Below are 26350 nucleotides of genomic sequence, written 5' to 3' on the forward strand. Positions count from 1 at the left end.
GGGCTGACCCACGACACCACTTCCCCCGCTTTCCCGACGGTCCGGGGCCGTACGGTGCACACGCACCGCACGGCCCCGGACCGTTTCCGATCACCATTGACGCAGGTCCGACGGGCTTATAGCTTCACTATACGGATTGTTGATTCCGGGAAGCGGAAACGGCGTGACTGTGGAGGGTGTGGAAATGGGTCAGCAGGAGAAGGTGGCAACGAGCCTCGCCGGTGCGGTCAGCGAGGAGATCAGCGCCTCCCTCACCGCGGTCGACGCCGAGCTCGCACGCCGCTACCCGGGAGACCCGGGCACGCGCCAGCCGGTCCACACGGTGTACGTACCCGGCGACACGTTCGACGAGGGAACCATCCGCTCCTGGGGCGACCGGGCCCTGAAGGCACTCGACGAGCACGCCCCCGACGCCGCCTCGTTCGCCGCGGTCCTCGGCATCCCGGACGAGCTCGCCGGGCCGGTCCACGACCGGGTGCGCGCCAAGCTGGAGCGCGAGCCGGTCGAGGACCTCCGCATCGACTTCGAGGACGGCTACGGCCCCCGCCCCGACGCGGAGGAGGACGAGGCCGCCGCCCGCGCCGCCCGGCTGGTCTCACAGGCCTTCGCGAACGGCACCGCGGCCCCCTACATGGGCATCCGGATGAAGTGCATGGAGGCCGCCGTACGCGACCGGGGCATCCGCACCACGGACATCTTCCTCACCGGCCTGACGCGGGCCGGCCGCCTGCCCGACGGGCTGGTCCTCACGCTGCCCAAGGTGACGTACCCGGAGCAGGTCACCGCCTTCGTCCGACTGCTCGAAGCGTTCGAGGAGGCGCACGGGCTGCCCGCCGGGCGGCTCGGCTTCGAGATCCAGATCGAGACGAGCCAGTCCATCCTCGCCGCCGACGGCACCGCAGCCGTCGCCCGCATGATCGACGCGGCGCGGGGCCGGGCCACCGGCCTGCACTACGGCACCTTCGACTACAGCGCCTGCGTCGGCGTCAGCGCCGCCTACCAGGCCGGCGACCATCCGGCCGCCGACCACGCCAAGGCCGTCATGCAGGTCGCCGCCGCCGGCACCGGCGTACGGGTCTCGGACGGCTCGACCAACGTCCTCCCGATCGGCCCCACGTCCCAGGTCCACGAGGCCTGGCGGCTCCACTACGGCCTCACCCGCCGTGCCCTGGCCCGCGCCTACTACCAGGGCTGGGACATGCACCCGGGCCACCTGCCGACCCGGTACGCGGCCGTCTACACCTTCTACCGCGAGGGCCTGGAGCAGGCCGCAGCCCGCCTCGCCGCGTACGTGGCCAAGGCCGGCGGCGACGTCATGGACGAGCCCGCCACCGCCAAGGCCCTCAGCGGCTATCTGCTGCGCGGCATCGACTGCGGGGCCCTGGACACCGCCGAGGTCGCCCGGCTGACCGGGCTGACGCGGGACGACCTGGACGCCTTCGCCTCGCCCCGGCGCGGGGGACTGACGGTCACGGCACCGTAGGGCGCGGGCCCCGGGCCCTGCGCCCTTTGCGGCACCCCTGGAGGGAGGCTCGGCGATCCCGCTGGAGCAGTCGGGGTCGTCCAGCCGCAGGAAGTGCCCGGCACCCGGCTGGACGACCGGTTCGGCCGAGAGGAACACCTCCGCGACCGCGGCCAGGGTGTCCCGGGCCGCGCCAGGCGCCGCCCCGGGCCGTCGGCCCGGGCCTGCTCAGGCGGGCGGCAGTTCGCCGGAGCCGCGGGGGACGAGGTACGTCGGCAGCTCCACCCGGGCCGGCGCGTGGTCCGCGCCGTCCAGGCGGCGGAAGAGGTGCTCGGCCGCCGTGCGGCCCACGGCCGCGGCGTCCTGGGAGATGACGGTGATGCCGAGGAGGTCGGCGAGCTCGATGTCGTCGAAGCCGACCAGGGCGATCCGGCGGTCCTGCTCCGCCAGTACGCGGACGACGGTGACCGTCACCCGGTTGTTGCCCGCGAAGAGGGCCGTGACCGGCTCCGGGCCCGCGAGCATCGCCTCGGCGGCGGCTCTGACCCGCGCGGGCTCGGTGGAGCCCAGCGAGACCCAGGAGTCCTCGACGGTGATCCCGGCGTCCGACATCGCCGCGTGATACCCGCGCAGGCGCTCCGTCGCGGTGTGGATACGCGGCTGGTCACCGATGAAGCCGATCCGGCGGTGACCGTGCGCGATCAGATGGGCGACGCCCTCACGGGCGCCGCCGAAGCTGTCGGAGAGCACCATGTCGGCGTCGATCCGGCCCGCCGGGCGGTCCACGAAGACGGTGGCGACGCCCGCCCTTATCTCCGGCTCCAGATAGCGGTGGTCGTCGCCGGCGGGGATCACGATCAGCCCGTCCACCCGGCGCGCGCACAGTGCCAGCACCAGCTCCTGCTCGCGCTCCGGGTCCTCGGCGCTCGACCCGTTGATGAGCAGGGCGCCGTGTGCGCGGGCGACCTCTTCCACGGCCCGGCTCAGCGGCCCGTAGAACGGGTCCGCGAGATCCTCCAGGACCAGGCCGATCGAGGCGGTGCGGCCCTTGCGCAGCACGCGCGCGCTGTCGTTGCGCCGGAAGCCGAGCGCCTCGATCGCCTCCTGGACCCGGCGCTCGGTGTCGGGTGTGACCCCCGGCTCACTGTTCACCACGCGCGAGACCGTCTTGAGCCCCACTCCGGCGCGGGCGGCCACGTCCTTCATGGTCGGCCGGTTGCCGTAACGGGTCTCGGAGTGACGGGCGGTCTCGGCCACGGTGCGCTGTCCTGTCCTCGGGTGCGGGAGGGGCCGGCGGATCCGTGGACGGTGTCACGGGCCGGCCGGAGGCTGTGCCGACGAGCATAGGCCCTGGACAACGTTGTCAGCTGAATGGAGACTGGGCAGACTGTTTTCCTGAAGCCGCAGGTCCCCGCCCTCTACTCACGGAGCCACACCGATGCATACCGACCTCGTCGCCGCGCTGGACATCGGCGGCACCAAGATCGCCGCCGCGTTGGTGGACGGCGGCGGCTCGCTCCTTGTACGGGCGCAGCGGCCGACGCCCGCCCGCGAGGGCGCCGAGTCGGTGATGGGGGCGGTGACGGAGGTCCTCGCCGAGCTGTCCGGCTCTCCGCTGTGGGGGCGGGCGACGGCGGTCGGCATCGGCAGCGCGGGTCCGGTGGACGCCTCGGCCGGTACGGTCAGCCCGGTCAACGTCCCCGGCTGGCGGGACTTCCCACTGGTGGAAAGGGTCGGCAAGGCGGTCGGCGGGCTCCCCGTCGAGCTGGTCGGCGACGGGGTCGCGATGACGGCCGCCGAGCACTGGCTGGGTGCCGCCCGCGGCTACGACAACGCGCTCTGCATGGTGGTGTCGACCGGTGTCGGCGGCGGGCTCGTCCTCGGCGGCAGGCTCCACCCCGGTCCGACGGGCAACGCCGGGCACATCGGCCATGTCTGTGTGGACCTGGACGGCGACCCCTGCCCGTGCGGTTCGCGTGGCTGTGTCGAGCGCATCGCCAGCGGCCCGAACATCGCCCGCCGGGCGCTGGAGGCGGGCTGGCGGCCCGGGCCGGACGGCGATGCCTCGGCCGTCGCGGTGGCCGCCTCGGCGCGCGCCGGGGACCGGATCGCCGTCGCCTCGTTCGAACGCGCCGCTCAGGCGCTGGCCGCCGGGATCGCCGCCACCGCCACGCTCGTCGAGATCGACATCGCGGTGATCGGCGGGGGAGTGGCCGGTGCGGGTGACATCCTCTTCACGCCGCTGCGCCGGGCCCTGCGCCAGTACGCGACGCTCTCCTTCATCCGGCAGATCGAGGTGGCCCCGGCGGTGATGGGTACCGACGCGGGACTGGTCGGCGCGGCCGCCGCGGCGGCGCGGGTGGGGCCGGGCGGAGTGGCGGCGGTGCGGGGCTGACCGGGCCGTCCGGCGCATCGCGCCGGACGGGTTCCCGGGGGCAGCCCACGGGGCGGGTTCCCGGGGCAGCACCCCGGGAACCCGTCACCGAGCCCTCTGCGTCAGCAGGTGATCCGCAGGTCCGCCCAGTCCGCGTGGTCGGAGTCGACGCCGTCCCCGCCGTCGGTGACCACCAGACGTACCACCTGCGCACCGCTCACGTCCGCGCCGACCGGCCGGGCGGGCATCGCGTTGGTCAGTACGCCGGTCGACGCCACCTTCGTGCCGTCGGCCCAGACCTCGAAGGCAACCGTCCCCTTCGCGCCCTTCTCGTCGTCGACACCGACCTGTGCCGTCACGGTCTCGCACGCCCCGCCGGTGTAGAACTCGACGGCGCTGTCGGCGTGCACGCCGAGGCCCTTGGCGTAGACCGTGCCGCCGATCGTCAGCGGATTCCCGTCCCGCGCGCCGCTCTCACCGTTGCTGGTGTCCTTCTCGACCGGGCCCCAGCCGTTGGCCGCCGAGAGCTGCGGCAGATCGCTCATGAAGCCGCCGCCCGCCGGTGGCGCGACCACCACATGGGCCCGGAGCGGGACCGTGGAACTCACCCGTGTCCCGGCCGGCGAGCGGTACCGGACGGTGAAGTCCAGGTCGTACGCACCGGTGGCGCCGGCGGGGGCCGTCACCTGCCAGCGGGTGGTCAGCGACCGGCCGGTCGGCAGGGCCGGCGAACCGGTCGGCGACACCGCCTTCAGCCGCCAGCCCGAGGGGCCGGTGAGCAGCGCCGAGACCTTCCTGGCGGGGGTGCGGCCCAGACCGGTGACCTTCGTGGTCAGCACGGCGGTGCGTCCCGCCTCGATCAACGGGCTTGATTCCAGGCCGAGTTCCACGGCGGGCGGCTGCGCGGCCCACGTACCGTCGGCGGCGACCCGCAGCAGCACCGTCCCGTGCGCGGGGACGGTCGCCGCCAGGGTGCCCGCCGTGTTGTACGACCTGTGCTCCCACAGGTCGCGCATCGTGTACCCGTCGGCCTTCGGCAGCCCGACCTCCTCCGCCGTCGTCGCGATGCGCTGGGCGCTGCCGGTCTCGTTGAACAGGGCGACGGCGCGACTGCCGTCCCCCATTTCCTTGGCGACCACCCAGCGCCCGTCGGTGGAGGAGAGCACGGTGCCCTGCTTGCCCAGCGGGTCCTGATCGACCGCGACGACCTCGTGGTTGGAGAGGATCTCGAAGGTCTCCGCGCTCGCCTTGCGCAGGTCGGATCCGATGAGCAGCGGTGCCGCCATCACGGACCACATGGAGAAGTGGGTGCGGTACTCCGTGTCCGTCATGCCGCCGTTGCCGACCTCCAGCATGTCGGGGTCGTTCCAGTGCCCCGGTCCGGCCGCGGCCGCGAGGGGCAGGTTCTTCTTCATGATCGACAGCATGCTGCCCCAGCTGTCGTTGATGTCGCCGGTCGTGCGCCAGAGGTTGCCGAGCCCGCCGGCCCACTCCCAGGGCTTGTTCTCGCCCCATTCGCAGATGCTGTAGACGATCGGGCGGCCGGTCGCCGCCAGCGCGTCCCGCATCGTCGTATAGCGCTCCTTCGCGTCGACGCCCTGGTTGTTGCAGTTGTCGTACTTCAGATAGTCGATGCCCCAGTCCGCGAACTGCCGTGCGTCGCTGAACTCATGGCCCAGTGCGCCCGGGAGGCCCACACTGTCGCAGGTCTTGGTGCCGGCACTGGTGTAGATGCCGATTTTGAGGCCCTTGGAGTGGACATAGTCCGCGACGGCTTTGATCCCGTTCGGGAAGCGTTGCGGATCGGCCTCCAGTCTGCCGTCGGCATCGCGCTGCGGTTTCGCCCAGCAGTCGTCGAGATTGACGTATCTGTAGCCCGCGTCCTTGAGGCCCTTGTCGACGAAGATGTCGGCGATTCCCTTGACCATCGACTCGTCGAACTCGGCCCGGCAGTGCGTCGAGTTCCAATTGTTGAACCCCATCGGCGGGGTGAGCGCAAGGCCGTTTCCGGACTGCGGATCCGCGGCGGGAGCGGATGCCGGCGCGGGTGCGGGCGAGTGCGCGGCGGCGGGAACGGTCGTTCCCGCGGCACACAACAGTCCGGCCATCAGGGCTCCGACGACTCCACGACGGCTGGTTCGGGTTGTACGGGTTGGAAGATGACGCATCGTTACGTTCCTCCATACTCGTCCATGATCGGATGACAGCATGTGCACGCCAAGGCGTGCGAATACGTTAGGGCGTGTTGAAGTCTGTTGGAAGAGGGAGTGGCGGCGGTTGCCCGGCATCTCGTCAAAACCCTTGACGACACCATGACTTGGGGGTGAGATCCAATCGCACGTTCGGTTGTGTTGGGTTGCATCTCCGGAGGAGTGGGGCATGACGCAGTCTGATTACGACAGGTCTGGTGTGCCGGGAAGTGTCGCGGGACATCGGATGTCCCGACGAAGTCTGCTGCGTGGTGCGGCCGTCGGCGCCGGAGCGGTGGCGCTCCCCGCGCTGCTCACCGCCTGCGGGAGCGGCCCCGGCGGCGACGGGAAGACGATCACTCTGGGGTCCAATTCCTCCGACCCGGTTCCGAAGAAGGCCTTCGCCGACGCCTTCGCCGCGTACGAGGCGCAGTCGGACGGGCGGAAGGTGAAGGTCAACACCGTCGACCACAACACCTTTCAGGAGAACATCAACCGGTATCTGCAGGGCAAGCCCGACGACGTCTTCATGTGGTTCGCCGGCAACCGGATGCAATTCTTCGCGGAAAAGGGACTGCTGCACGACATCAGCGACAACTGGCAGGGCTACAAAGGCTTCTCGGCCGCGCTGAGGGCCCAGTCCACCGGAGCGGACGGCAAGCAGTACCTCACCCCGTACTACTACTATCCGTGGGCCGTCTTCCACCGTAGGAGCCTGTTCGCCGACCGCGGCTATCAGGCACCGAAGACGCTCGACGAATACGTGGCGCTCGCCGAACAGATGAAGAAGGACAAGCTCGACCCCATCGCATTCTGCGACAAGGACGGCTGGCCCGCCATGGGCACCTTCGACTACATCGACATGCGGACCAACGGCTACGAATTCCACAAGAGCCTGATGGCGGGCGAGGTCGCCTGGACCGACAAGCGGGTCAGGGAGGTGTTCGACACCTGGCGGCGGCTCCTGCCGTACTGCCAGCAGGGAGCCAACGGCCGTACCTGGCAGGAGGCCGCCAACAGCCTTCAGAAGAAGGAGGCCGGCATGGCCGTCTTCGGGCTGCCGCACCCCGGCGCCCAGTTCCCCAAGGACGAACAGGGCGACATCGACTTCTTCCCCTTCCCCGTGATCGCCCCGGAGCACGGGCAGGACGCGGTCGAGGCCCCCATCGACGGCTTCCTGCTGGCCAAGAAGTCGAAGAACCTCAGGAACGACAAGAGCCTGGAGAGCGCCAAGGACCTGCTCAAGTGGCTGGCCACCGGGAAGGCCGAGGACATCTACCTGAAGAGCGACCCGAACAACATCGCGGTCAGCGACCAGGCCGACATCTCCGCGTACTCACCGCTCCAGAAGAAGGCCGTGGAGCTGGTCTCCGGGGCGAAGCAGATCTCCCAGTTCCTGGACAGGGACACCAGGCCGGACTTCTCCTCCACGGTCATGATCCCCGCGATCCAGAAGTTCATCAGCGACCCGGACGACGTGGACGGCCTGGTCAACGACATCGAGCGGCAGAAGAAGACCATCTTCGCCGCCGACTGACCCCGGACGACCCGATGGCAATCCGACCGAACCTGGAGTACCGACCGTGTCGTTCATCCCGGCCCGGCGCACCGGACGGCGGGTCTCGCGGCGGTTCACCGGCCGCGACCTCGCCGTACTCGGTGTGCTGCTCGGCATACCCGTACTGCTCGACATCGCCATCGTCTGGGGACCGACCCTCGCCTCCGTGGCGCTCTCCTTCACCGGCTGGGACGGCATCGGTGAGATCAAGTGGGTCGGTACGCGGAACTACGAGAACCTCTTCACCAACTACCCGCAGTTCTGGCCGGCGGCCCGGCACAATCTGCTCTGGCTCGCCTTCCTCGGCCTGGTCGCCACCCCCTTCGGACTGCTGCTGGCCGTACTGATCGACCGGGGAGTGCGTTTCAGCCGCTTCTACCAGTCGACGCTGTACATGCCCGTCGTGCTGTCGCTGGCCGTGGTCGGATTCATCGCCCAGCTGGTCTTCTCCCGCGACCAGGGCGCCCTCAACGCGGTCATCGGCGACACGGCTTCACCGACGGACTGGCTGGGCGACCCGGACCTCAACATCTGGATGGTCCTGCTCGCCGCCGCCTGGCGGCACACCGGCTACGTGATGATCCTCTACCTCGCCGGGCTGAAGGCCGTCGACCCCTCGCTGAAGGAGGCCGCGGCGATCGACGGGGCGGGCGAGGCCCAGACCTTCTTCCGCATCGTCCTGCCCACCCTGCGGCCGGTCAACGTCATCGTCGGCGTCATCACCGTCATCGAGTCCCTGCGCGCGTTCGACATCGTGTACGCGGTCAACCACGGCCGCAACGGACTCGAACTGCTCTCGGTGCTCGTCACCGACAACATCATCGGCGAGGCCGGCCGGATCGGCTTCGGCTCCGCCATCGCCGTCGTCCTGCTGGCCGTCTCCCTGGGATTCGTCGTGACGTACCTGGTCCAGGAGCTCCGAGGGGAGAAAGACCGTTGACCGTGCAAGCCGCCCCCGCCCGCCGCACCGCCCGGCGCCGGATCCGCCCCGGCCGGATCGGCGTCCACGCCTTCCTGATGGCGGTCTCCCTCGCCTTCCTCGCCCCGCTACTGCTCGCGGTGTACGCGTCCCTGCGGCCGCACGACGAGACCGCCGAGCACGGCTACTTCTCGCTGCCGCGCCACCTCTCCCTGGACTACTACCGCCAGGCGTTCTCCGACTCGGGCATGACGAAGTACTTCGTCAACACCATGATCATCGCGGTCCCGGGGGTGCTCGTCACCCTCTTCCTCGCCTCGTTCGTGGCCTTCGCGCTGGCGCGCCTGAAGATGCGCGGCGGGCTCGTCCTGCTGATGCTCTTCACCGCCGGGAACCTGCTGCCGCAGCAGGTCATCGTGACGCCCCTGTACGTGGTGTTCAACCGGATCCCGCTGCCCTACTGGATGTCCGACTCGATGACGATGTACGACTCGTACTGGGCCGTCGTCGCCGTCCAGGTCGGATTCCAGCTCGGCTTCTGCGTCTTCGTCCTGGCCAACTTCATGCGCACCCTGCCGCAGGAGATCCTGGAGGCGGCCGTCGTGGACGGCGCCGGCGTCTGGACCCGGTACTGGCGGATCACCCTGCCGCTGTGCCGGCCGGCCCTGGCCGCGCTCGGCACGCTCCAGTTCACCTGGATGTACAACGACTTCCTGTGGGCGCTGGTCTTCATCTCCGACGGCGACAAGCTCCCCATCACCTCGGCGCTGAACAACCTCAGGGGCCAGTTCTTCACGGACTACAACCTGCTCGCCGCCGGTTCGGTGATCGTCGCCCTGCCCACGATCGTGGTCTTCCTGCTGCTCCAGCGCCACTTCATCGCGGGCCTCACCCTCGGGTCCAGCAAGGGGTAGCCGCCGGACCCGGGGGAGGGGCCACTCCGGGCGGCTATTCGCAGGCCACCCCGTCCCCGTCCCGGTCGAGGTGGTGACCGTAGCCGGGCTCGCCCGCGTGGATGGGCGCGGCGCCGGCCGCGCGCACGGCGGTGCAGTTGGCGTAGTACGTGCCGGCGCTGCCCCCGCCCGAACCGGATCCGCCGGAGGAGCCGTCGTCGTCGGCCGCGGGCGGGACGGTCACCTTGACGGTGCGGGTCTTCGTGACGGTCGGCGCCGGCTTCGGGCTCGCGGTCACCGTCTCGGTGACCGACGGCGCCGGGGTGGCCGTCACCGTGGCCGTCGCGGTCACCGTCGAGGACGGCGCGGCCTTCGCGGCCGCGGTCTTCTGTGTCGCGGCTGGATCGTCCGCGGCCCCGATGCCCACACCCACGAAGAACAGGACGACGGCGGCCGGGATCACTATCCGCTTCCGCGCCCACTTCGGACGGCGCTCCGGCGGCGCGGGCGGTCCGTACGGCGTGTTGCCGGGCGGCGGTGGCGGCGGTCCCCATGGCGGTTGCTGACTTTGAGACATATGTCCCCCCTGGTGCGGCTCGTGGAGAGATGACCGTAACGCTCCCGGCCAGCGCCGAGGATTCGAATATTCCGGTGGTGATGAAATCGTGATGGTGCGGTGGAAGGGGTGTGGCCGTCCGGCGGTCGTCCGGAGATCGCGGCAGCTCGCGGTGGCGTCGGCGCCGTACGGCCGCCGGTTCCGCCCGGGAAGCAGGCATCGCCACAACCGGGTTTTCGCGGCAGGGTGTTGCGGGCAAGCCACAGGGGGCTACGGAAGAGGGGGAACCGTGATCGTTTGGCTCAACGGCGCGTTCGGCGTGGGCAAGACGAGCGCCGCGCGTGAACTGATCGATCTGATCCCGAACAGCACCTTCTACGACCCCGAACTGATCGGCGCGGGGCTGCGGCAGCTGCTGCCCCAGAAGAGACTCGCCGAGGTGACGGACTTCCAGGACCTGCCGATCTGGCGGCGTCTGGTGGTGGACACCGCGGCGGCCCTGCTCGCCGAGGTGCCCGGTGTGCTGGTGGTGCCGATGACTCTGCTGAGGCAGGAGTACCGCGATGAGATCTTCGGAGGACTGGCCTCCCGGCGCATCGCGGTGCGCCATGTCCTGCTCTCGTCCGAGGAAACGATCCTGCGTAAACGGATCGCCGACCGGGTGGAGTACCCCGCCGACCCGGCGCACAGCGACCGGGTACGGCAGTGGGCCCGCCAGCACATCGAGCCGTACCGCGCGGCCCTCGGCTGGCTCACCCAGGACGCGTACACCATCGACACCGGCGCGCTCACCCCGTACGGCACGGCCGAGCGCATCGCCGAGGCGGTCGGCAGCGGCGCCGCCACCCCGTGCGAGATCGTGCAGACGCCCGAGCCGACGGCGGAGACCGTGGCGGCCGGTGTCCTGCTCTTCGACGAGCACGACAGGGTGCTGCTCGTCGACCCGACGTACAAGCCCGGCTGGGAATTCCCCGGCGGAGTCGTCGAGTCCGGCGAGGCACCGGCCCAGGCCGGCATCCGTGAGGTGGCCGAGGAGATAGGAATCCGTCTCGACCGGGTGCCGAAGCTCCTCGTCGTCGACTGGGAGGCACCCCGGCCGCCCGGCTACGGCGGCCTGCGGCTGCTCTTCGACGGCGGCCTGCTGACCGGCGCGGACGCGCAGCGGCTGCTGCTGCCCGGCTCCGAACTGCGTGACTGGCGGTTCGTCACCGAGGCGGAAGCGGCCACCATGCTGCCCCCGACCCGGTACGAACGCCTCCGCTGGGCGCTGCGGGCCCGGGAGCGGTCGGCCGTGCTCAATCTGGAGGCGGGCGTCCCGGTCGGCTGAGCCATGCGGCGGCACGGCGGCGTCCGCGGCGAGCGGCCCGCCGTGCCCGGAGCGGACCGTGCCCGGAGCGGACCGTGCCCGGAGCGGACCGTGCCCGGAGCGGACCGCGGCCGGCTCCAGCGCGGCCGGCCGCCGGAAGGAGGGCCACGGTCCGCGCCCGGTCGTGCGGGAGGGGAGCCGCGGCGGCCTCCACGCCCCGGATCACCAGGCGCCCAGATCACGGGTGAGGGTCTCGGCACCGTGCCGGTCGGCGAACTCCCGCGCCGGGCCGCAGTGGTCGCAGTGCCCCATGGGCAATAACGATCCGGCCGCTGCGGCCCGGGTCCGGGCCCGGACCGCGTTCTCGGTCGGGGCCCGGAGGACGGGCGACGGGCGGTCAGGCCTGCTTGGACTCCGCGTAGTTGCGCAGGAACAGGGCCTCCGCGATCGACAGCCGCTCCAGTTCCTGGGGCGACACGCTCTCGTTCACCGCGTGGATCTGCGCCTCCGGCTCGCTCAGGCCGATCAGCAGGATCTCGGCCTCCGGGTACAGGGCCGCGAGGGTGTTGCAGAGCGGGATCGAGCCACCCATGCCGGAGGTCTGCATCTTCTCGCCCGGGTACGCGGCCTCCATCGCCTGTGCCATCGACGTGTACGCCGGGCTGGAGGTGTCCGCGCGGAACGGCTGGCCCTGGCCGACCTGTTCCACCGCGACCCTGGCGCCCCACGGGGCGTGCGCCTTCAGGTGGGCGGTCAGCAGCGCGGTCGCCTCGACGGCGTCCTGGCCCGGCGGGACCCGCAGGCTGATCTGCGCCCGCGCGCTCGCCTGGAGCGACGGTGTCGCGCCGACCACCGGCGGGCAGTCGATGCCGATGACGGTGACCGCGGGCCGGGCCCAGATGCGATCGGCGACCGTGCCCGAGCCGATCAGCCCGACACCGTCGAGGACCCTCGCGTCCTTGCGGAACTCGGCCTCCGGGTACTGCAGTCCGTCCCACTCGGTGTCCGTGGCGAGCCCGTCGACGGTCGTGGTGCCGTCCTCGGCGCGCAGCGAGGCCAGCAGCTGGATCAGCGCGGCCAGCGCGTCGGGGGCGGCGCCGCCGAACTGCCCGGAGTGCAGGTTGCCTTCGAGGGTGTCCACCTGGACCCGCAGCATCGTCATGCCGCGCAGCGTCGCGGTGACCGTCGGCAGACCGAGCCGGAAGTTGCCGGTGTCGCCGATGACGACGGTGTCGGCGGCCAGCAGTTCGGGATGCGCCTCCGCGTACCGCTCCAGACCGCCGGTGCCCTGCTCCTCGGAACCCTCGGCGATCACCTTCACGGAGACCGGGACGCCTCCGTCGGCCTTGAGGGCGCGCAGCGCGAGCAGGTGCATGATGAACCCGCCCTTGCAGTCGGCCGAGCCGCGGCCGTACCAGCGGCCGTCCCGCTCCGTCAGCTCGAACGGGGGCGAGAGCCAGGCGGACTCGTCGAGCGGCGGCTGCACGTCGTAGTGCGCGTAGAGCAGTACGGTCGGGGCGCCGGCCGGGCCGGGCAGGAAGCCGTAGACCGACCGGGTGCCGTCGGGGGTGTCGAGAAGGGCGACATCCTGGAAGTCCTCGGCGCGCAGCGCGTCGGCGACCCAGTCGGCCGCCGCCTCGCACTCGCTCTTCGGGAACTGCGCGGGATCCGCCACCGACTGGAAGGCCACCAACTCGGCCAGCTCCGCCTTGGCGCGGGGCATCAGCGAGGCAATGGTCTCGGGAATCGGACGGGCGGTCATGGGCACGCTCCTCGTGGGTGCGACGTTATGTGTACGAATCCGGCCACATGTGCACCGAGTGTGCGGCATCGCATGCGGGACGAACGTACGGTCGATCCTCCCACAGCGGGGGCCGGGAGCAACGCGCCGTAGGATGCCGTGAGCAGCATGGGCCACTGGTGGGATCGGGAGCAGAAGCACATCGTGAGCAGCGAGAACGCAGACGCCGTACAGGAGCACGAAGAGTCGTCCGTGTGGGATGTCGTCGTAGTCGGCGGCGGACCGGCCGGAGCCTCGGCGGCATACGCGGCGGCGGTCGCCGGCCGGCGGGTGCTGCTCCTTGAGAAGGCGGAGCTTCCCCGGTACAAGACATGCGGCGGCGGCATCATCGGGTTTTCGCGTGATTCGCTGCCGCCCGGGTTCGAACTGCCGTTGCGGGACCGGATCCACGCGGTCACGTTCTCGCTCAACGGCAGACTGGCACGGACCCGCCGCTCCAAGCGGATGCTCTTCGGGCTCATCAACCGCCCGGAGTTCGACGCGGGTCTGGTCGAGGAGGCGCAGAAGGCGGGCGCCGAACTCCGCACCGGCGCGACGGTGACGAGGGTCGAGCAGCACGGTGCCTCGGTGCCCGACCGGCGCACGGTCGCCGTGGTGCTCTCGGGCGGCGAGACGGTCCTGGCCCGCGCGGTCGTCGGTGCCGACGGCAGCGCGGGGCGCATAGGGGCTCACGTCGGGGTGAAGCTCGACCAGGTGGACCTCGGCCTGGAGGCCGAGATCCCGGTTCCGGCCACGGTCGCGGAGGACTGGGCGGGACGGGTGCTGATCGACTGGGGTCCCATGCCCGGCAGTTACGGCTGGGTCTTCCCCAAGGGGGATGTCCTGACCGTCGGCGTGATCTCGGCGCGGGGCGACGGGGCGGGGACCAAGCGGTATCTGGAGGACTTCGTCGCCCGGCTCGGCCTGGCGGGTTTCGAGCCGAAGATCTCCTCCGGCCATCTGACGCGCTGCCGCAGTGACGACTCGCCGCTGTCGCGTGGACGGGTGCTGGTGTGCGGTGACGCGGCGGGCCTGCTGGAGCCGTGGACCCGCGAGGGGATCTCCTTCGCCCTGCGGTCGGGGCGGCTGGCGGGGGAGTGGGCGGTCCGGATCGCGGAGTCGCACGATGCGGTGGACGCCCGCCGTCAGGCGCTGAACTACGCGTTCGCCATCAAGGCGGGCCTCGGCGTCGAGATGGGTGTCGGACGGCGCATGCTGAAGCTGTTCGAGCGCAGGCCGGGGGTGCTGCACGCGGTGCTGACGGGATTCCGCCCGGCGTGGAACGCGTTCGCCGGGATCACCCGCGGCACGACCTCGCTCGGCGAACTGGTCCGTACGCATCCGCTGGCGCAGCGGGCGCTCAACGCGATGGACCGCTAGAGGTTCTTGCCGGAGCGCCGCCTGCCGGGCCGCCCGGTCAGCTCTCCACGGAGATGCGGAAGACCGGGTGGTCCGGGCAGGCCGCCAGCAGTTCGGCGTCCGAGGACTCCGCGGTGACGCCCTGGAAGTAGTCGTTGACCTGCCAGCCCCACCGCTTCAGGTAGGCGCGGATGATCAGCGACTTCTGCTCGTCGTCCGGGATCTCCACGGCGGTGAACTCGCGGACCTTGCGGCCCACCCGCAGCTCGCCGCCGCCCGCCGCCCGCATGTTGCGCACCCACTGGGAGTGACCGCGGGCGGAGACGAGGTACTGCGTGCCCTCATGCGTGTGGGGGTTCACGGGCACCCGCTGCATCTGCCCGCTCCTGCGGCCGCGCACCGACATCTCGGCCGAGCCGAACATGCTGAGGCCGTGACGGGCGAGGCGGCCGACGATGCCGTTCATCCGGACGTTGAGGGCGCTGCCGCGGAGGTAGTACGGCTGAGACATGGTGACTCCACAAGTTTTTGAGAGCGGTGCTCTCGCTTGAGATCAGTGTGCACGGTTCGGGTGCTCAAAAGCAAGAGCACTGCTCTCGATATTGGTCGGTGCTCTGCTTCCGTGGCAGACTGCTGGCCATGAGCACTGTCCGGGGAGCCAGGGAACGGGCCCGTATCGAGGTCACCGCCGCCATCAAGGACGAGGCGAGGAAACAGCTCGTGGCCGAGGGTGCCGCGAAGCTGTCGCTGCGCGCCGTCGCCCGGGAGCTCGGCATGGCGTCCTCCGCCGTCTACCGCTACTTCCCCAGCCGGGACGAGCTGCTCACCGCTCTGATCGTCGACGCGTACGACTCCCTGGGCGCGGACGCCGAGGCCGCCCACCGGGCCGCCGCGGCCGGGGCCGCCGGCCACCTCGCCCGCTGGATCGCCGTCACCCGCGCCGTCCGCGACTGGGCCCTCGCCCACCCCCACGAGTACGCCCTGATCTACGGCTCGCCGGTGCCCGGCTACAGCGCGCCCCAGGCGACGATCGGCCCCGCCTCCCGCGTCGGCCTCGTCCTGATCGCCGTGGTCGCGGACGCCCATCGGACGGACGGCCTCGCCCTGCCGCCGCTCGCCGGCGATCTGCGCGCGGAGGCCGCGCGGATGGTCGCCGAATTCGCCCCGGACCTCCCGCCCGAGGCCGCGCCCCCGCTGATCGCCGCCTGGGCGCAGCTGTTCGGGCTGATCTCCTTCGAGATCTTCGGCCAGTTCCACCGGGTGGTGGAGGTCCGGGAGCCCTTCTTCCGGGAGGCGGTCACCGAGATGGCCCGCACGGTCGGCCTGCCCGCCGGCGAGAGCGCCTGAGGGCTCTCCCGTACGACGTACTCCCCAGGGAGTACGGGTGATGACCACGCCCGGCTGACGCCCGGGGCGGGGTCCGCGGTCTAGCGTGACCGGCATGGAAGAGCAGCGCTCACACGGCAGCGGCGGCGGTCCCCCCTGGGCGCACGGCGAACCGCCGCGGTGGCTGACCGGGGCGCCGGGACGGTTCGCCACCCGGCTGCCCTGGCCGTCGACGATCCTGATCGGCGCGGTCGTCATGATCGGCTCCACCGTCGCGGCCCGGGGACAGATGGACGAGCGGGCCCCGCTGGACCTGTTCGCGCGGCTGCTGCTCTTCCTGGCCGTCGCCGTGCTCCTGGTCCGTCACCGGCACCCGGTGGTGGCCGTCTTCGGCAGCTCGACCGCGGCGATGATCTATCTGGCGGCCGGCTATCCGTACGGGCCGGTCTTCCTGGCCGTTGCCGTGGGCTGCTTCAGCGCCGTCGTCTCGGGGCACCGGCGGGCCGCCTGGTCGGCCGTGGGCATGGTGTGGCTGGGACACGTCCTGGTGGCGCACTGGCTCTACCGGTGGCTGCCGCCCTCCGACGACCACCCCGCCGCCTGGGGGCAGGAACTGGGCATCGCCGCCTGGGTGGTCGCCATCATCGCGGCTGCCGAGTTCGTACGCGTACGCCGCGAGCAGTGGGCGGACCGGCGGGCGGAGCGGGAGGCCGCGGAGCAGCGCCGGGCCGACGAGGAAAGACTGCGGATGGCGCGCGAACTCCATGACGTACTGGCCCACAGCATCTCCGTCATCAACGTCCAGTCGAGTGTGGGGCTGGCGCTGCTGGATTCCGACCCCGAGCAGGCGCGTGCGGCCCTGACCACCATCAAGGCCGCCAGCAAGGAGGCGCTGGGCGAGGTCCGCCAGGTCCTCGACACGCTGCGCACCCCCGGCGACGCGCCGAGGGCCCCGGCCCCGGGACTCGGCCGGCTCCCCGAGCTGGTCGAGCAGGCGGCGCGCACCGGGCTGACCGTCACCGTCGAGACCGAGGGCGAACGGCCGGCCGTGCCGCCCGGCGCGGATCTCGCCGCCTTCCGCATCGTGCAGGAGGCGCTGACCAATGTGGTCCGGCACTCCGGATCGCGTACCGCACGGGTCCGGATCGGCTACCGGCCCGGCCGCATCCGGCTCGGAATCGACGACGAAGGACCCGCCACCGGCGGCGACGCCGGAGGCAGCGGCAACGGGCTGGCGGGGATGCGGGAGCGGGCCGCCGCGCTGGGTGGCACGATCGAGGCGGGCCCCCGGCCCGACGGCGGCTTCCGGGTGCGCGCCGAGCTTCCGCTGCCGTCCGGTTCGTCCGGCACGGCGGCACACGAGGAGGAGACACCGTGATCCGCGTACTGCTCGCCGACGACCAGTCGCTGGTCCGGGCGGGCTTCCGGGCCCTGCTGGACGCCCAGCCCGACATCGAGGTGGCCGGGGAGGCCGCCGACGGCGCGGAGGCCGTGCGCCTGGTCGGTGAACTGCGGCCCGACGTCGTGCTGATGGACATCCGGATGCCGCGTCTCGACGGCCTCGCCGCGACCCGCGCCATCACCGAGGACGTCCGGCTGGACGACGTCAGGGTGGTCATGCTCACCACCTTCGAGCTCGACGAGTACGTCTTCGAGGCCATCCGTTCCGGGGCCTCCGGCTTCTTGGTCAAGGACACCGAACCAGATGAACTGCTGCGCGCCGTACGGGCGGTGGTGGGCGGTGACGCCCTGCTGTCGCCGGGGGTCACCCGGCGCCTGATCGCCGAGTTCGCGGCCCGCTCCAAGGAGCCCGCGGCGGCGACCGGGCTGCGCGAGCTGACCGAACGGGAGCGGGAGGTGATGGCGCTCGTCGGCATAGGTCTCTCCAACGAGGAGATCGCACGGCGCCTCGTCGTCAGCCCGCTCACCGCCAAGACCCACGTCAGCCGCACCATGGTGAAGCTGGGCGCCCGTGACCGAGCCCAACTCGTCGTGCTGGCCTACGAGTCGGGGCTGGTGCGGCCGGGCTGGCTCGGCTGACCCAGGAGTCCGCGGAGCCCGCGGCGCCGTACGGGTACGGTGTCCGGCCGATGGGCGAGCCCCGGCCGGACACCGCACCGTCCCCCTCGCCCGGTGGTCGGTCCCGCACGGACACCTTCCGCGCGGTCGTCGTCGGCGCGGCCTGCGCCGAGCGGTCCGTCCCGATGCGACCAGCACGGTGCGCTGGACGGGGCGGCGGCGCAGTCCGGTGAGCGTGATCAGCAGTCCGGCGAACGCGACCACGGTCACCACGACCAGGCCGGGCCGGTAGCTGTCCTGGACCGCCTGGAGGGTCGAGGTGGTGAGCCCGAGATCGTCGGCGAAGGACGGCAGCGTGACGCCGGCCATGGAGACGTCGTACAGGAGCTTGCCTCCAGGGTCCATCTCGGCCGGAGCGCGCTGTCCCGTCCGGTGGCGCGGCTGGAGAAGGACCACCTGGTGCGCCGGGGATGTGCAGTGAGGACCGGCGGGGCGTCCAGGTGGAGCCGACGGCGAAGGGCCGGGCGCGCCATGCCGAGGTGAAGCCGCTGCGGAGGCCGGTGCTCGCCCGGATGCCCGACGGGGCGGCGGAGTGAGCGTGGCGTGGGCCGCCGTCCTGTCCCGGTCGCTCCCGGTCCCGGTGGTCAGGACCAGGTGACCGCGGAATTCTCGCGCCAGATCCTGGCAGGTTCCGCATCGCCCGTCACCGTGATCGCGGCGAGCGGCAGCCGGTTCCAGAGCGCCAGGTAGAGCTTCTCGGCCGATGCGGTCAACTCACAGTCCACGGGCCCCTCTCCGGACGCTCCGTCCGTCCTTGTGGCCCGTGGCGGCTCCGGCGAGAGGTGTACGGTCCAGCAGGCGTCCACGTCCGTGGCGCGCACCCGGAGGGAGCGCGGCGCCGAGGAGCGCACCCGGCTCTCCGGCCGGGTGTGGAACCCGCACAGCAGCTCGTCGATCCCGTCCACCGCGTGAGCGGCCGGGACCGGTGACGGCCGACCGCCCCGGGCCGACTCCGCGTCCACCCGGTGGATCGTGGTCTCGTGCGCCTGCCGCCGGGCCCAGAAGGCCAGGGGTGACGGCGCGGGCAGGAAACTCCAGCACGCCAGCCCGGCCGGTGCGTCGTTCAAAGCGTCCACCAGGAGGCCGTGGCCCTCGCGGAACCAGTCGATCAGCGCCGGCCCGTCCAGATCGGGCTCCCCGCCGCCGGGGTGGTACGAGGTGTGGCCCTCGACGACGAGCGCGGTCACCCAGCGGTGCACCATCCCGGTGTGCCGCAGCAGATCGCGCACCCGCCACCGCGGACACGTCGGCACCGGGGCGTCCGTCCCCGCCTCGTGCGCGGCGGACGCCAGCAACCGGCCCTCGGCGGCCAGGGACCTGATGTGTTCCGTGATCTCCATGGCTCCGATTGTGCCCGGCAGGGCGAGCCTTCGGGCCCGGATGCTCAGGCCGCCGGCGGATGGGTCGCGTTGCGTGCTCCGTACCCCAGCGCGGCGGCCGCGGTGGCCAGCAGCGCCACGGTGGTGAGGGCCACCGGGAGCGAGAACCAGTCGGTCAGGAAGCCGATGGCGGGCGGTCCGAGCAGCATCCCGCCGTAGCCGAGCGTCGACGCGGCGGCCACCCCGCCGGGCCCGGCCAGCTCACCGGCCCGGCCGACCGCGACCGGGAAGATGTTGGCCAGGCCGAGACCGGTGACGGCGAAGCCGAGGAGGGCCGGCCAGGTGGTGGGGGCGAGCGAGCCGAGCAGCATCCCGACCGCGGCCGTCGCACCGCCCACGACGAGGGTGCGGGTCTGGCCGAGCCGTTCGAGCAGCGCCGTACCACTGAGCCGGCCCGCCGTCATGGCCAGCGCGAACAAGGAATAGCCGGCCGCCGCGACGCCGGGGTGGGCATGCAGGTCCTGCTCCAGGTGAAGTGCGCCCCAGTCGGCCAGCGCGCCTTCCCCGTAGGCGGTGCAGAGTGCGATCAGGCCGAACAGGAGCACCAGCCGGCGGGCCCTTCCGCCGATCCGTCGCGGTGCCTCGGCGGCACCGGCCCCCACCGGGGACCGGGGCGCAGGGTGGCTGAGCAGCACCGGCCCCACCACCGCTGTGACCAGGAGCCCGACCCCGGTGAGGATCAGGAGATGGGTGGCGGGGGAGAGGCCGCCCGCGACCAGTCCGCCGAGCCCGGCGCCGATCATGCCGCCGAGGCTGAAGGCGGCATGGAAGCCCGGCATCACCGGGCGCCTGAGTGCGGCGACCAGATCGACCGCGGCGCTGTTCATCGCCACGTTCATCCCGCCGTACGCGGCGCCGAAGACCAGCAGTACCAGGCCCAGCGCGAGCGCCGAACGGGTCTGCGCGGGCAGGGCGATGGAGAGGGAGAGCAGGACGCCGCAGACCACGGTCACCGGATGGCTGCCGAAGCGTCGGCACAGCCGGCCGGTGAGCATCATGGTCACCACGGCGCCGGCGGACACTCCGAGCAGGGCCAGGCCCAGGGTGGCGGCGGAGGCACCGGTCTGGTGCTTGATGGCCGGGATACGGACCACCCAGCCGGCGAAGAGGAAGCCGTCGAGGGCGAAGAACACGGTCAGGGCGGTACGGAGGCGGGCCGACGGAGGTGCGGCGGTGTTTCCGCCCGGTCCCCCCGGTAGGGCCGTCCGCAGTTTGTTTAGTTGCGGCACAAACTCAGCATAGGGGCGCCGGGACAACGGGCGCAAGGCGGTCGTCCGCCGCTTCGGCGAAGCGGTGAGCGGCCCGTCCCGCACCGCCTCGGTGAAGCGGTGAGCGACGGTTCTGCGCCGCTTCGGCGAAACCTTCTCGATGGATCCGGCCCGGACCGGACGTGCGGCTTCCGGTGCGTTTCCGTCAAGTCCCGCCGTACATCCGCCGGGTGTGGCCCGCGGTGCCGGGTGGGTGCCGGGCGTCGAGGGAGTGCGGGGCGGGCGCCGCGGGAGTGTGCGTCGGGCGAACGAGCGAGTGCGGTCCGGGCGGGTTCCCCGGACGTGCTCCCGGCGCACAGCCGCACCACCGGGGCGTCGGCCGTACCCCCGGACCGTGGGAGACTCGCCCCCATGAACGGCAAGGTGTCCACCACCCGGACAAAGTTGGAGAGAGGCCGCAGCGCGCTCGGACCCGCGCTGGAACTGGTCCACACCGGACGCGCGCCCACCCGCGCCGTCCTCACCTCCGAGCTCGGAGTCACCCGGGCGACGGCCGGTGCGGTCGCCGCGGAGCTGGAGGCGCTCGGCCTGATCCGGGTCGACTCCCGGCCCGGCTCCGCCGCCGGCTCGCAGGGCCGTCCCTCGCACCGGCTGTCCGTCCGGGAGTCGGGCCCCGTCGCCATCGCCGCCCAGGTGCATGCCGACGGATTCCGGGCCGCGCTCGTCGGGCTCGGCGGGCGGCTGGTGGCCACTGCTCCCGGCTGTGTCACCGTCACGGCGGACCCGGCGCAGGTCATCGGTGAAGTGGTCGACGACTGCGCGCGGTTGCTGCGGGACAGCGGGCTGCGCTGCGTCGGAGCGGGCCTCGCGGTGCCCTCGGCGGTCGCCGAACCGGAGGGCAACGCGCTCAACCCGCTGCACATCGCCTGGCCGGCCGGTGCGCCGGTGAGCGAGATCTTCGCCGACTGCGTGCGCGGGGCGGGCATCCCCGGACCCGCTTTCACCGGGAACGACGTCAACCTCGCCGCGCTCGCCGAACACCGGCACGGTGCCGGGCGGGGCGCCCAGCACCTGCTCTGCGTGGCCACCGGACACCGGGGAGTGGGCGGCGCCCTGGTCCTCGACGGCCGCCTGCACACCGGGAGTTCGGGGCTGGCGCTGGAGGTGGGGCATCTCACCGTGAACCCCGAGGGGCGCCCCTGCCACTGCGGCGGCCGCGGCTGCCTGGACGTCGAGACCGACCCGCTGGCCTTCCTCGTCGCCGCCCGACGCGAACCCGGACCGGAGGAATCGCTGCTCAAGCAGGCCGGAGACCTGCTGCGCACGGAGTACGGGGACGCGGCGGTACGGGGCGCGGCCGAGGAACTGATCGACCGGCTCGGCCTCGGGCTCGCCGGCCTGGTCAACATCCTCAACCCGGACCGCATCATCCTCGGCGGACTGCACCGCGCCCTGCTCGACGCGGACCCGGAGCGACTGCGTGCGGTGGTCGCCGACCGCAGCCTGTGGGGGAGGAGCGGCAGCGTCCCGATCCTGCCGTGCACGCTCGACCACAACAGCTTGGTCGGCGCGGCGGAACTGGCCTGGCAGCCGGTGCTGGACGACCCGCTGGCCGCCCTGGCCTGACGGAGCCGGGCGGCACGGTCTCGGCCGCCGTATCGCCTCCGCGGGGGTCCGAAACCGTACGGGACTCCACCCCGGCCCGGCCGGCGTGTGTCCGCCGGGCGGATGACTTGCGGAGGCCGTACGGGTCTCGGCCTCCGGCCAGGTCCGAAGGCGCACGGCTGAGCGGCCACCCGTGCCGGGTCGCCCAACAGGTCCGCTCCCAACGCCCTTTTCCCCAGGGCCTGTTCGAGGCGAGGGCGCAGCCGGCACGGCATGCCCGGGGCGCCGGGCACGGCCGTGACACCGCCCAGCAGCGACTGTCCGCCGAACCGGCCCCGGTGAGCGCGCCGACTGCGCGGGCAGCCGCCGGCCCGGCCCGCGCCCGCTGCCGGACGGACCCGGGGCCGGTCCCCACCTCGCACGCACCCCCACGGGAGCTCCAGGGCGGCCCGATCATCCTGCCCGCAGAGCTCGTCCGCCCGCGCCTACCGGTACGAACAGTCCCGGCCCCGGTCGTCGACGGGAGCAGCCGCGGCGGCGCCACGTACTCCCCGGGGGGTACGCGCACGGCCGCTGGCCGTACGACGACTCGGGAGCCGCTCTCGGCGAGGCTCGGAAGCGTCAGGAAAACCTGAACTCCAACCCCTGAACCGAGGGAGCCGACCGAGATGAACACCCTGGCGTACAGCGGTGGACCCGGGCCCTGGATCCTCCTCTTCCCGCTCTTCTGGGCGACCGTCGTCATCGGCGGCGTCACCCTGCTGCGCCGTACCGTCCGGCGCGGCCGACGAGGACCCTGGCAGGCCCGTACCACCGGGGAAACATCCGCCGAGCCGTCACCGATCACCCTGCTCGGCCGGCGCTTCGCGGCCGGCGAGATCGACGAGGACGAGTACTGGCGCCGGCTCTCCGTACTGGACGAACAGTTCGGCCGCGGCAGCAACGGAGGCGTGGCATGACCACCACCGCCCCCGTCTCCGAACCCGCCTCCGCCGCCACTCCCGCCCCCGCCGCCCGGGTCGTCGACGCCGTGAAGCTCTACGGCACGGGCGACACCCGGGTCAGGGCACTGGACGGGGTGAGCGTCGACTTCCCGACCGGGCGCTTCACCGCGATCATGGGGCCCTCCGGATCCGGCAAGTCCACCCTGATGCACTGTGCCGCCGGGCTCGACACGCTCACCTCGGGCTCCGCCTTCATCGGCGACACCGACATCAGCGCACTCGACGACCGCGGTCTCACCCTGCTGCGCCGGAGCCGGATCGGCTTCGTCTTCCAGTCCTTCAACCTGCTGCCGACGCTCACCGTCGCCGAGAACATCACCCTCCCCCTGGACCTCGCGGGGAAGCGGCCCGACCGCGAGTGGCTCGACACCCTCGTCGACACCGTCGGGCTCCGGGACCGGCTGCACCACCGGCCCGGCGAACTGTCCGGTGGACAGCAGCAACGGGTGGCGGTGGCGCGGGCCTTCGCCGGCAGCCCCGACGTCGTCTTCGCCGACGAACCGACCGGCAACCTCGACTCCCGCTCCGGCCAGGAAGTACTCCGGCTGCTCGGCCGCACCGTCCGGCAGACCGCCCGTACGGTCGTCATGGTCACCCACGACCCGGTCGCCGCCGCCCACGCCGACGAAGTGGTCTTCCTCGCCGACGGCCGGCTCGTCGACCGGATGCCCGACCCCACGGCGGAGCGCGTGCTCGACCGCTTCAAGTCCTTCGCCCCCCACCCCTCGCGCAGGCGGTGACGGCATGAACGGCACCCGTGCCTCCGTACGCCTGAGCATCTCCTCGCTCCGCGCCCACAAGCGCCGCTTCGCCGGTACGTTCGTCGCCGTCCTGCTCGGCGTCGCGTTCCTCACCGGGACGCTCGTCATGGGCGACACCCTGCGCGCGAGCTTCGACACCATGTTCACCGACGCCAACGCCGGTACCGACGCCGTCGTGCGCGGCACCGACGTGATCACCGTCGCCGGTGAGACCCGGGGTACCCGGCAGCCGGTGAGCACCGCACTGGTGAAGCGGATCGAACGGACTCCCGGCGTCGCCGCGGCGGCCCCCGACATCCAGGGCGCCGGCCAGCTCATCGGCGCCGACGGCAAACCCGTCGGCGGACAGGGCCCGCCCACCCTCGCGGGCAACTGGATCGACGACCCGGAACTCAACCCGTACCGGCTCGCCGCCGGACGAGCCCCCGCCGCCCCCGGCGAGGTCGTAGTCAACCGCGGCACCGCGGACCGGGGCGGGCTCAGGATCGGCGACACGACCGTGCTGCGCACCCCCGACCCCGTACACGTCAGGATCGTCGGACTGGCCACCTTCGGCGGCCAGGACGGCATGGGGCAGGTCACCTACACGGCGATGACGCAGGCCGACGCCGAGAAGTACCTGACGCCGAAGCCCGGCCAGGCATCGGCCATCCAGGTCCGCGCCGGCCCCGGAACCGGGCAGCGGGAACTCGTCGACGCGCTGCGGCCCGTGCTGCCCAAGGGCGTCGAGGCCATCACCGGGCAGGCGGCGGCCGCCGAGAACCGGGACATGATCTCCGGCGCCTTCCTCGGCCTGTTCACCACGCTGCTGCTGGTGTTCTCCGGGATCGTGCTGCTCGTCGCCACCTTCTCCATCCACAACACCTTCGCCATCGTCGTCGCCCAGCGCACCCGGGAGAACGCGCTGCTGCGCGCCCTCGGCGCGGCACGCCGTCAGGTCGTCGTCGCGACCCTCGTCGAGGCGACCGCGGTCGCGGTGATCGCCTCCGCCGCGGGTCTGGCCGGCGGCATCGGGATCGCCGCCGGACTGCAAGCCCTCTTCCCCGCCGTGGGATTCCCGTTCCCGGGCGGTTCGCTGGTGATCGGCACCGTCTCTCTGGTGCTGCCGCTCGCCGTGGGCGTCCTGGTCTGCCTCGGCTCCGCCCTGCTGCCCGCCGTCCGGGCCGGACGCACCGCGCCGCTCGCCGCCCTGCGCGAGAGCGCCGTCGACGACTCCGGGGCGTCCCGGCCCCGGGCCGTCACCGGGCTGGTCCTGCTGCCGGCCTCCGTCGGCGCCATCCTGTGCGGCACCCTGGCCGTCCCTTCGGTCTGGCTGCCGGCCCTCGGAGCGGTGGCGGCACTCGCCGCGTTCGTGATCCTCGGCCCGGTCGCCGCCACGTACGCGGTACGGACCCTCGGCGCACCGCTCGGCCGGCTGCGCGGCGTCACCGGGGGGCTGGCCCGGCGCAACGCCCTGCGCAGCCCCCGGCGGACCGCGTCCACCGCGACCGCGCTGATGATCGGCGTCGCAGTGGTCTCGCTCTTCACCGTCTTCGGCGCCTCGCTGAAGGCGACCATGAACCGGACCGTCGACCGGTCCTTCGCGGGCGATGTCGCCATCAGCGCGCCCGCCTTCGGCGCGGGCGGCAGCGGACTGAGCCCCCGCCTGGCCCCGGCCGTCGGCCGGCTGCCACAGGTCGCCACCGCCGTCGGCCTCGGCAAGGGGGTCGCGGAGGTCGACGGCGCGGGACGCGCCCTGACCGTCACCGACCCGGCCGCGCTCGGCAGGGTCTTCGACCTCGGCAGGGTCGACGGCTCGCTGACCGGGTTCGGTACGAACGGGATCGCCGTCTCCGCCGCCGAGGCCGCCGAGCGCGGTCTGCGCCCCGGATCCCCGGTCCGGCTCACCTTCACCGACGGCGCCCGGCAGGACTTCACCGTCCGTGCCGTCTACGACCGGCCGGAACTGGCGGGGGACTACGTCATCACCCGCCGGGCCTGGGCCCCGCACCGCGCACAGGACTCCGACTCGCTGATCGCCGTCTCCTTCGCACCCGGGGTGTCCACCGCCGACGGCAAGGCGGCGGTCGCGAGGACCGCGGCGGCGTACGGCAACCCGGACGTACAGACCCGCGGCGAGTACGCGAAGTCCTCGGCCGGAGCCATCGACATGATGCTCACCCTGGTCTACGCCCTGCTGGCACTCGCGGTGCTCATCGCCCTGCTGGGCATCGCCAACACGCTCACCCTGGCCCTGCACGAACGCACCAGGGAGCTGGGTCTGCTGCGAGCCGTCGGACAGACCAGGGGCCAGCTGCGCTCGATGGTCCGCTGGGAGTCCGTCCTGGTGGCCGCGTTCGGCACGGCGGGCGGACTGCTGCTCGGCGGCTTCCTCGGGTGGGTCCTGGTCGAGGCGTCCGCGGGCGACACCGCAGTCGCCTTCGACCTGCCGCCGCTACGGCTCCTGGCGGTCGCCCTCGTGGGGATCGTCGCCGGAGCGCTGGCCGGCCTGCGCCCGGCCCGCCGGGCCGCACGGCTCGACGTGCTCCGCGCGATCGCCGCCCAGTAGCGCACGACGGGGAGGGCGAGCCGCCGTCCGGCGGCTCGCCCTCC

At 72.4% G+C, this 26350-nt stretch carries 22 protein-coding genes; 15 read left to right on the plus strand and 7 right to left on the minus strand.

The annotated features are described in order from the left end of the window. Positions 1–184: 184 nt before the first annotated feature. Positions 185–1483 (plus strand): DUF6986 family protein, encoded by a 1299-nt coding sequence (locus ACGF8B_RS31290; RefSeq protein ID WP_392745315.1) that lies wholly within the window; start codon positions 185–187, stop codon positions 1481–1483. Between the two features lie 207 nt (positions 1484–1690). On the opposite strand, the gene ACGF8B_RS31295 is transcribed toward ACGF8B_RS31290, so the two are convergent. Beyond that, complete coding sequence (locus ACGF8B_RS31295; RefSeq protein WP_392745317.1) at positions 1691–2719, minus strand: LacI family DNA-binding transcriptional regulator; 1029 nt, start codon at positions 2717–2719, stop codon at positions 1691–1693. A 181-nt stretch (positions 2720–2900) separates the two neighbouring features. Between ACGF8B_RS31295 and ACGF8B_RS31300 the strand changes: the two genes are divergently transcribed. Then, entirely contained in the window at positions 2901–3857 is a 957-nt protein-coding gene (locus ACGF8B_RS31300) for an ROK family protein (RefSeq protein WP_392745318.1), read from the plus strand. A gap of 101 nt (positions 3858–3958) precedes the next feature. Here the strand turns inward: ACGF8B_RS31300 and ACGF8B_RS31305 are convergent, their stop codons facing one another. Further along, the gene (locus tag ACGF8B_RS31305; RefSeq protein ID WP_392745320.1) at positions 3959–5944 is read right to left on the minus strand and encodes an NPCBM/NEW2 domain-containing protein; all 1986 of its coding nucleotides are present in this window, start codon (positions 5942–5944) and stop codon (positions 3959–3961) included. A gap of 328 nt (positions 5945–6272) precedes the next feature. Here ACGF8B_RS31305 and ACGF8B_RS31310 point away from each other — a divergent pair, with 328 nt between their 5' ends. The 3 genes from ACGF8B_RS31310 to ACGF8B_RS31320 are packed head-to-tail and all read left to right on the plus strand — an operon-like array spanning position 6273 to position 9416. Beyond that, the gene (locus tag ACGF8B_RS31310; RefSeq protein WP_392745321.1) at positions 6273–7562 is read left to right on the plus strand and encodes an ABC transporter substrate-binding protein; all 1290 of its coding nucleotides are present in this window, start codon (positions 6273–6275) and stop codon (positions 7560–7562) included. Positions 7563–7608: 46 nt separating this feature from the next. Then, complete coding sequence (locus ACGF8B_RS31315) at positions 7609–8523, plus strand: carbohydrate ABC transporter permease (protein ID WP_392745323.1); 915 nt, start codon at positions 7609–7611, stop codon at positions 8521–8523. Further along, a complete protein-coding gene (locus tag ACGF8B_RS31320; RefSeq protein WP_392745324.1) occupies positions 8520–9416 on the plus strand; it encodes a carbohydrate ABC transporter permease in 897 nt (298 codons plus the stop codon). Before ACGF8B_RS31315 ends, ACGF8B_RS31320 begins: the two co-directional genes overlap by 4 nt. A gap of 34 nt (positions 9417–9450) precedes the next feature. Here the strand turns inward: ACGF8B_RS31320 and ACGF8B_RS31325 are convergent, their stop codons facing one another. After that, positions 9451–9858: an excalibur calcium-binding domain-containing protein gene (locus tag ACGF8B_RS31325; protein WP_392745326.1), complete on the minus strand. Its 408-nt coding sequence runs from the start codon at positions 9856–9858 to the stop codon at positions 9451–9453. Between the two features lie 382 nt (positions 9859–10240). Here ACGF8B_RS31325 and ACGF8B_RS31330 point away from each other — a divergent pair, with 382 nt between their 5' ends. Then, complete coding sequence (locus tag ACGF8B_RS31330) at positions 10241–11278, plus strand: NUDIX domain-containing protein (RefSeq protein WP_392745327.1); 1038 nt, start codon at positions 10241–10243, stop codon at positions 11276–11278. A gap of 376 nt (positions 11279–11654) precedes the next feature. On the opposite strand, the gene ACGF8B_RS31335 is transcribed toward ACGF8B_RS31330, so the two are convergent. Beyond that, positions 11655–13019, minus strand: a complete 1365-nt coding sequence (locus tag ACGF8B_RS31335; protein ID WP_392745329.1) for a dipeptidase — start codon at positions 13017–13019, stop codon at positions 11655–11657. A 147-nt stretch (positions 13020–13166) separates the two neighbouring features. On the opposite strand from ACGF8B_RS31335, the gene ACGF8B_RS31340 reads away from it, so the two are divergent. Continuing rightward, positions 13167–14417, plus strand: a complete 1251-nt coding sequence (locus ACGF8B_RS31340) for a geranylgeranyl reductase family protein (protein ID WP_392745672.1) — start codon at positions 13167–13169, stop codon at positions 14415–14417. Between the two features lie 37 nt (positions 14418–14454). On the opposite strand, the gene ACGF8B_RS31345 is transcribed toward ACGF8B_RS31340, so the two are convergent. Then, entirely contained in the window at positions 14455–14907 is a 453-nt protein-coding gene (locus tag ACGF8B_RS31345; RefSeq protein WP_392745330.1) for a nitroreductase family deazaflavin-dependent oxidoreductase, read from the minus strand. Between the two features lie 128 nt (positions 14908–15035). Here ACGF8B_RS31345 and ACGF8B_RS31350 point away from each other — a divergent pair, with 128 nt between their 5' ends. From ACGF8B_RS31350 to ACGF8B_RS31365, 4 genes are all read left to right on the plus strand, one after another. Continuing rightward, a complete protein-coding gene (locus tag ACGF8B_RS31350) occupies positions 15036–15743 on the plus strand; it encodes a TetR/AcrR family transcriptional regulator (protein ID WP_392745332.1) in 708 nt (235 codons plus the stop codon). Between the two features lie 94 nt (positions 15744–15837). Beyond that, positions 15838–17100, plus strand: a complete 1263-nt coding sequence (locus ACGF8B_RS31355) for a sensor histidine kinase (RefSeq protein ID WP_392745334.1) — start codon at positions 15838–15840, stop codon at positions 17098–17100. After that, positions 17097–17762 carry a response regulator gene (locus ACGF8B_RS31360; RefSeq protein WP_392745336.1) on the plus strand — a complete coding sequence of 222 codons (666 nt, stop codon included), beginning with the start codon at positions 17097–17099 and terminating at the stop codon, positions 17760–17762. Before ACGF8B_RS31355 ends, ACGF8B_RS31360 begins: the two co-directional genes overlap by 4 nt. A gap of 449 nt (positions 17763–18211) precedes the next feature. Then, complete coding sequence (locus tag ACGF8B_RS31365; RefSeq protein WP_392745337.1) at positions 18212–18337, plus strand: hypothetical protein; 126 nt, start codon at positions 18212–18214, stop codon at positions 18335–18337. A gap of 48 nt (positions 18338–18385) precedes the next feature. On the opposite strand, the gene ACGF8B_RS31370 is transcribed toward ACGF8B_RS31365, so the two are convergent. Continuing rightward, positions 18386–19141, minus strand: a complete 756-nt coding sequence (locus ACGF8B_RS31370) for a maleylpyruvate isomerase family mycothiol-dependent enzyme (RefSeq protein ID WP_392745339.1) — start codon at positions 19139–19141, stop codon at positions 18386–18388. 44 nt (positions 19142–19185) lie between these two features. Continuing rightward, the gene (locus ACGF8B_RS31375) at positions 19186–20409 is read right to left on the minus strand and encodes an MFS transporter (protein WP_392745341.1); all 1224 of its coding nucleotides are present in this window, start codon (positions 20407–20409) and stop codon (positions 19186–19188) included. 390 nt (positions 20410–20799) lie between these two features. Here ACGF8B_RS31375 and ACGF8B_RS31380 point away from each other — a divergent pair, with 390 nt between their 5' ends. The 4 genes from ACGF8B_RS31380 (at position 20800) to ACGF8B_RS31395 (ending at position 26306) form a co-directional block, all read left to right on the plus strand. Continuing rightward, the gene (locus ACGF8B_RS31380) at positions 20800–22014 is read left to right on the plus strand and encodes an ROK family protein (protein ID WP_124719319.1); all 1215 of its coding nucleotides are present in this window, start codon (positions 20800–20802) and stop codon (positions 22012–22014) included. Between the two features lie 647 nt (positions 22015–22661). After that, positions 22662–22952, plus strand: a complete 291-nt coding sequence (locus ACGF8B_RS31385; protein WP_392745343.1) for an SHOCT domain-containing protein — start codon at positions 22662–22664, stop codon at positions 22950–22952. Further along, positions 22949–23737: an ABC transporter ATP-binding protein gene (locus ACGF8B_RS31390; protein ID WP_392745344.1), complete on the plus strand. Its 789-nt coding sequence runs from the start codon at positions 22949–22951 to the stop codon at positions 23735–23737. Before ACGF8B_RS31385 ends, ACGF8B_RS31390 begins: the two co-directional genes overlap by 4 nt. Before the next feature lie 4 nt (positions 23738–23741). Beyond that, positions 23742–26306, plus strand: a complete 2565-nt coding sequence (locus ACGF8B_RS31395; protein ID WP_392745346.1) for an ABC transporter permease — start codon at positions 23742–23744, stop codon at positions 26304–26306. The last annotated feature ends 44 nt before the right edge of the window (positions 26307–26350 follow it).

The sequence above is a fragment of the Streptomyces sp. NPDC047917 genome (genome assembly GCF_043204345.1).
GTDB classification, from domain to species: Bacteria; Actinomycetota; Actinomycetes; order Streptomycetales; family Streptomycetaceae; genus Streptomyces; species Streptomyces sanglieri.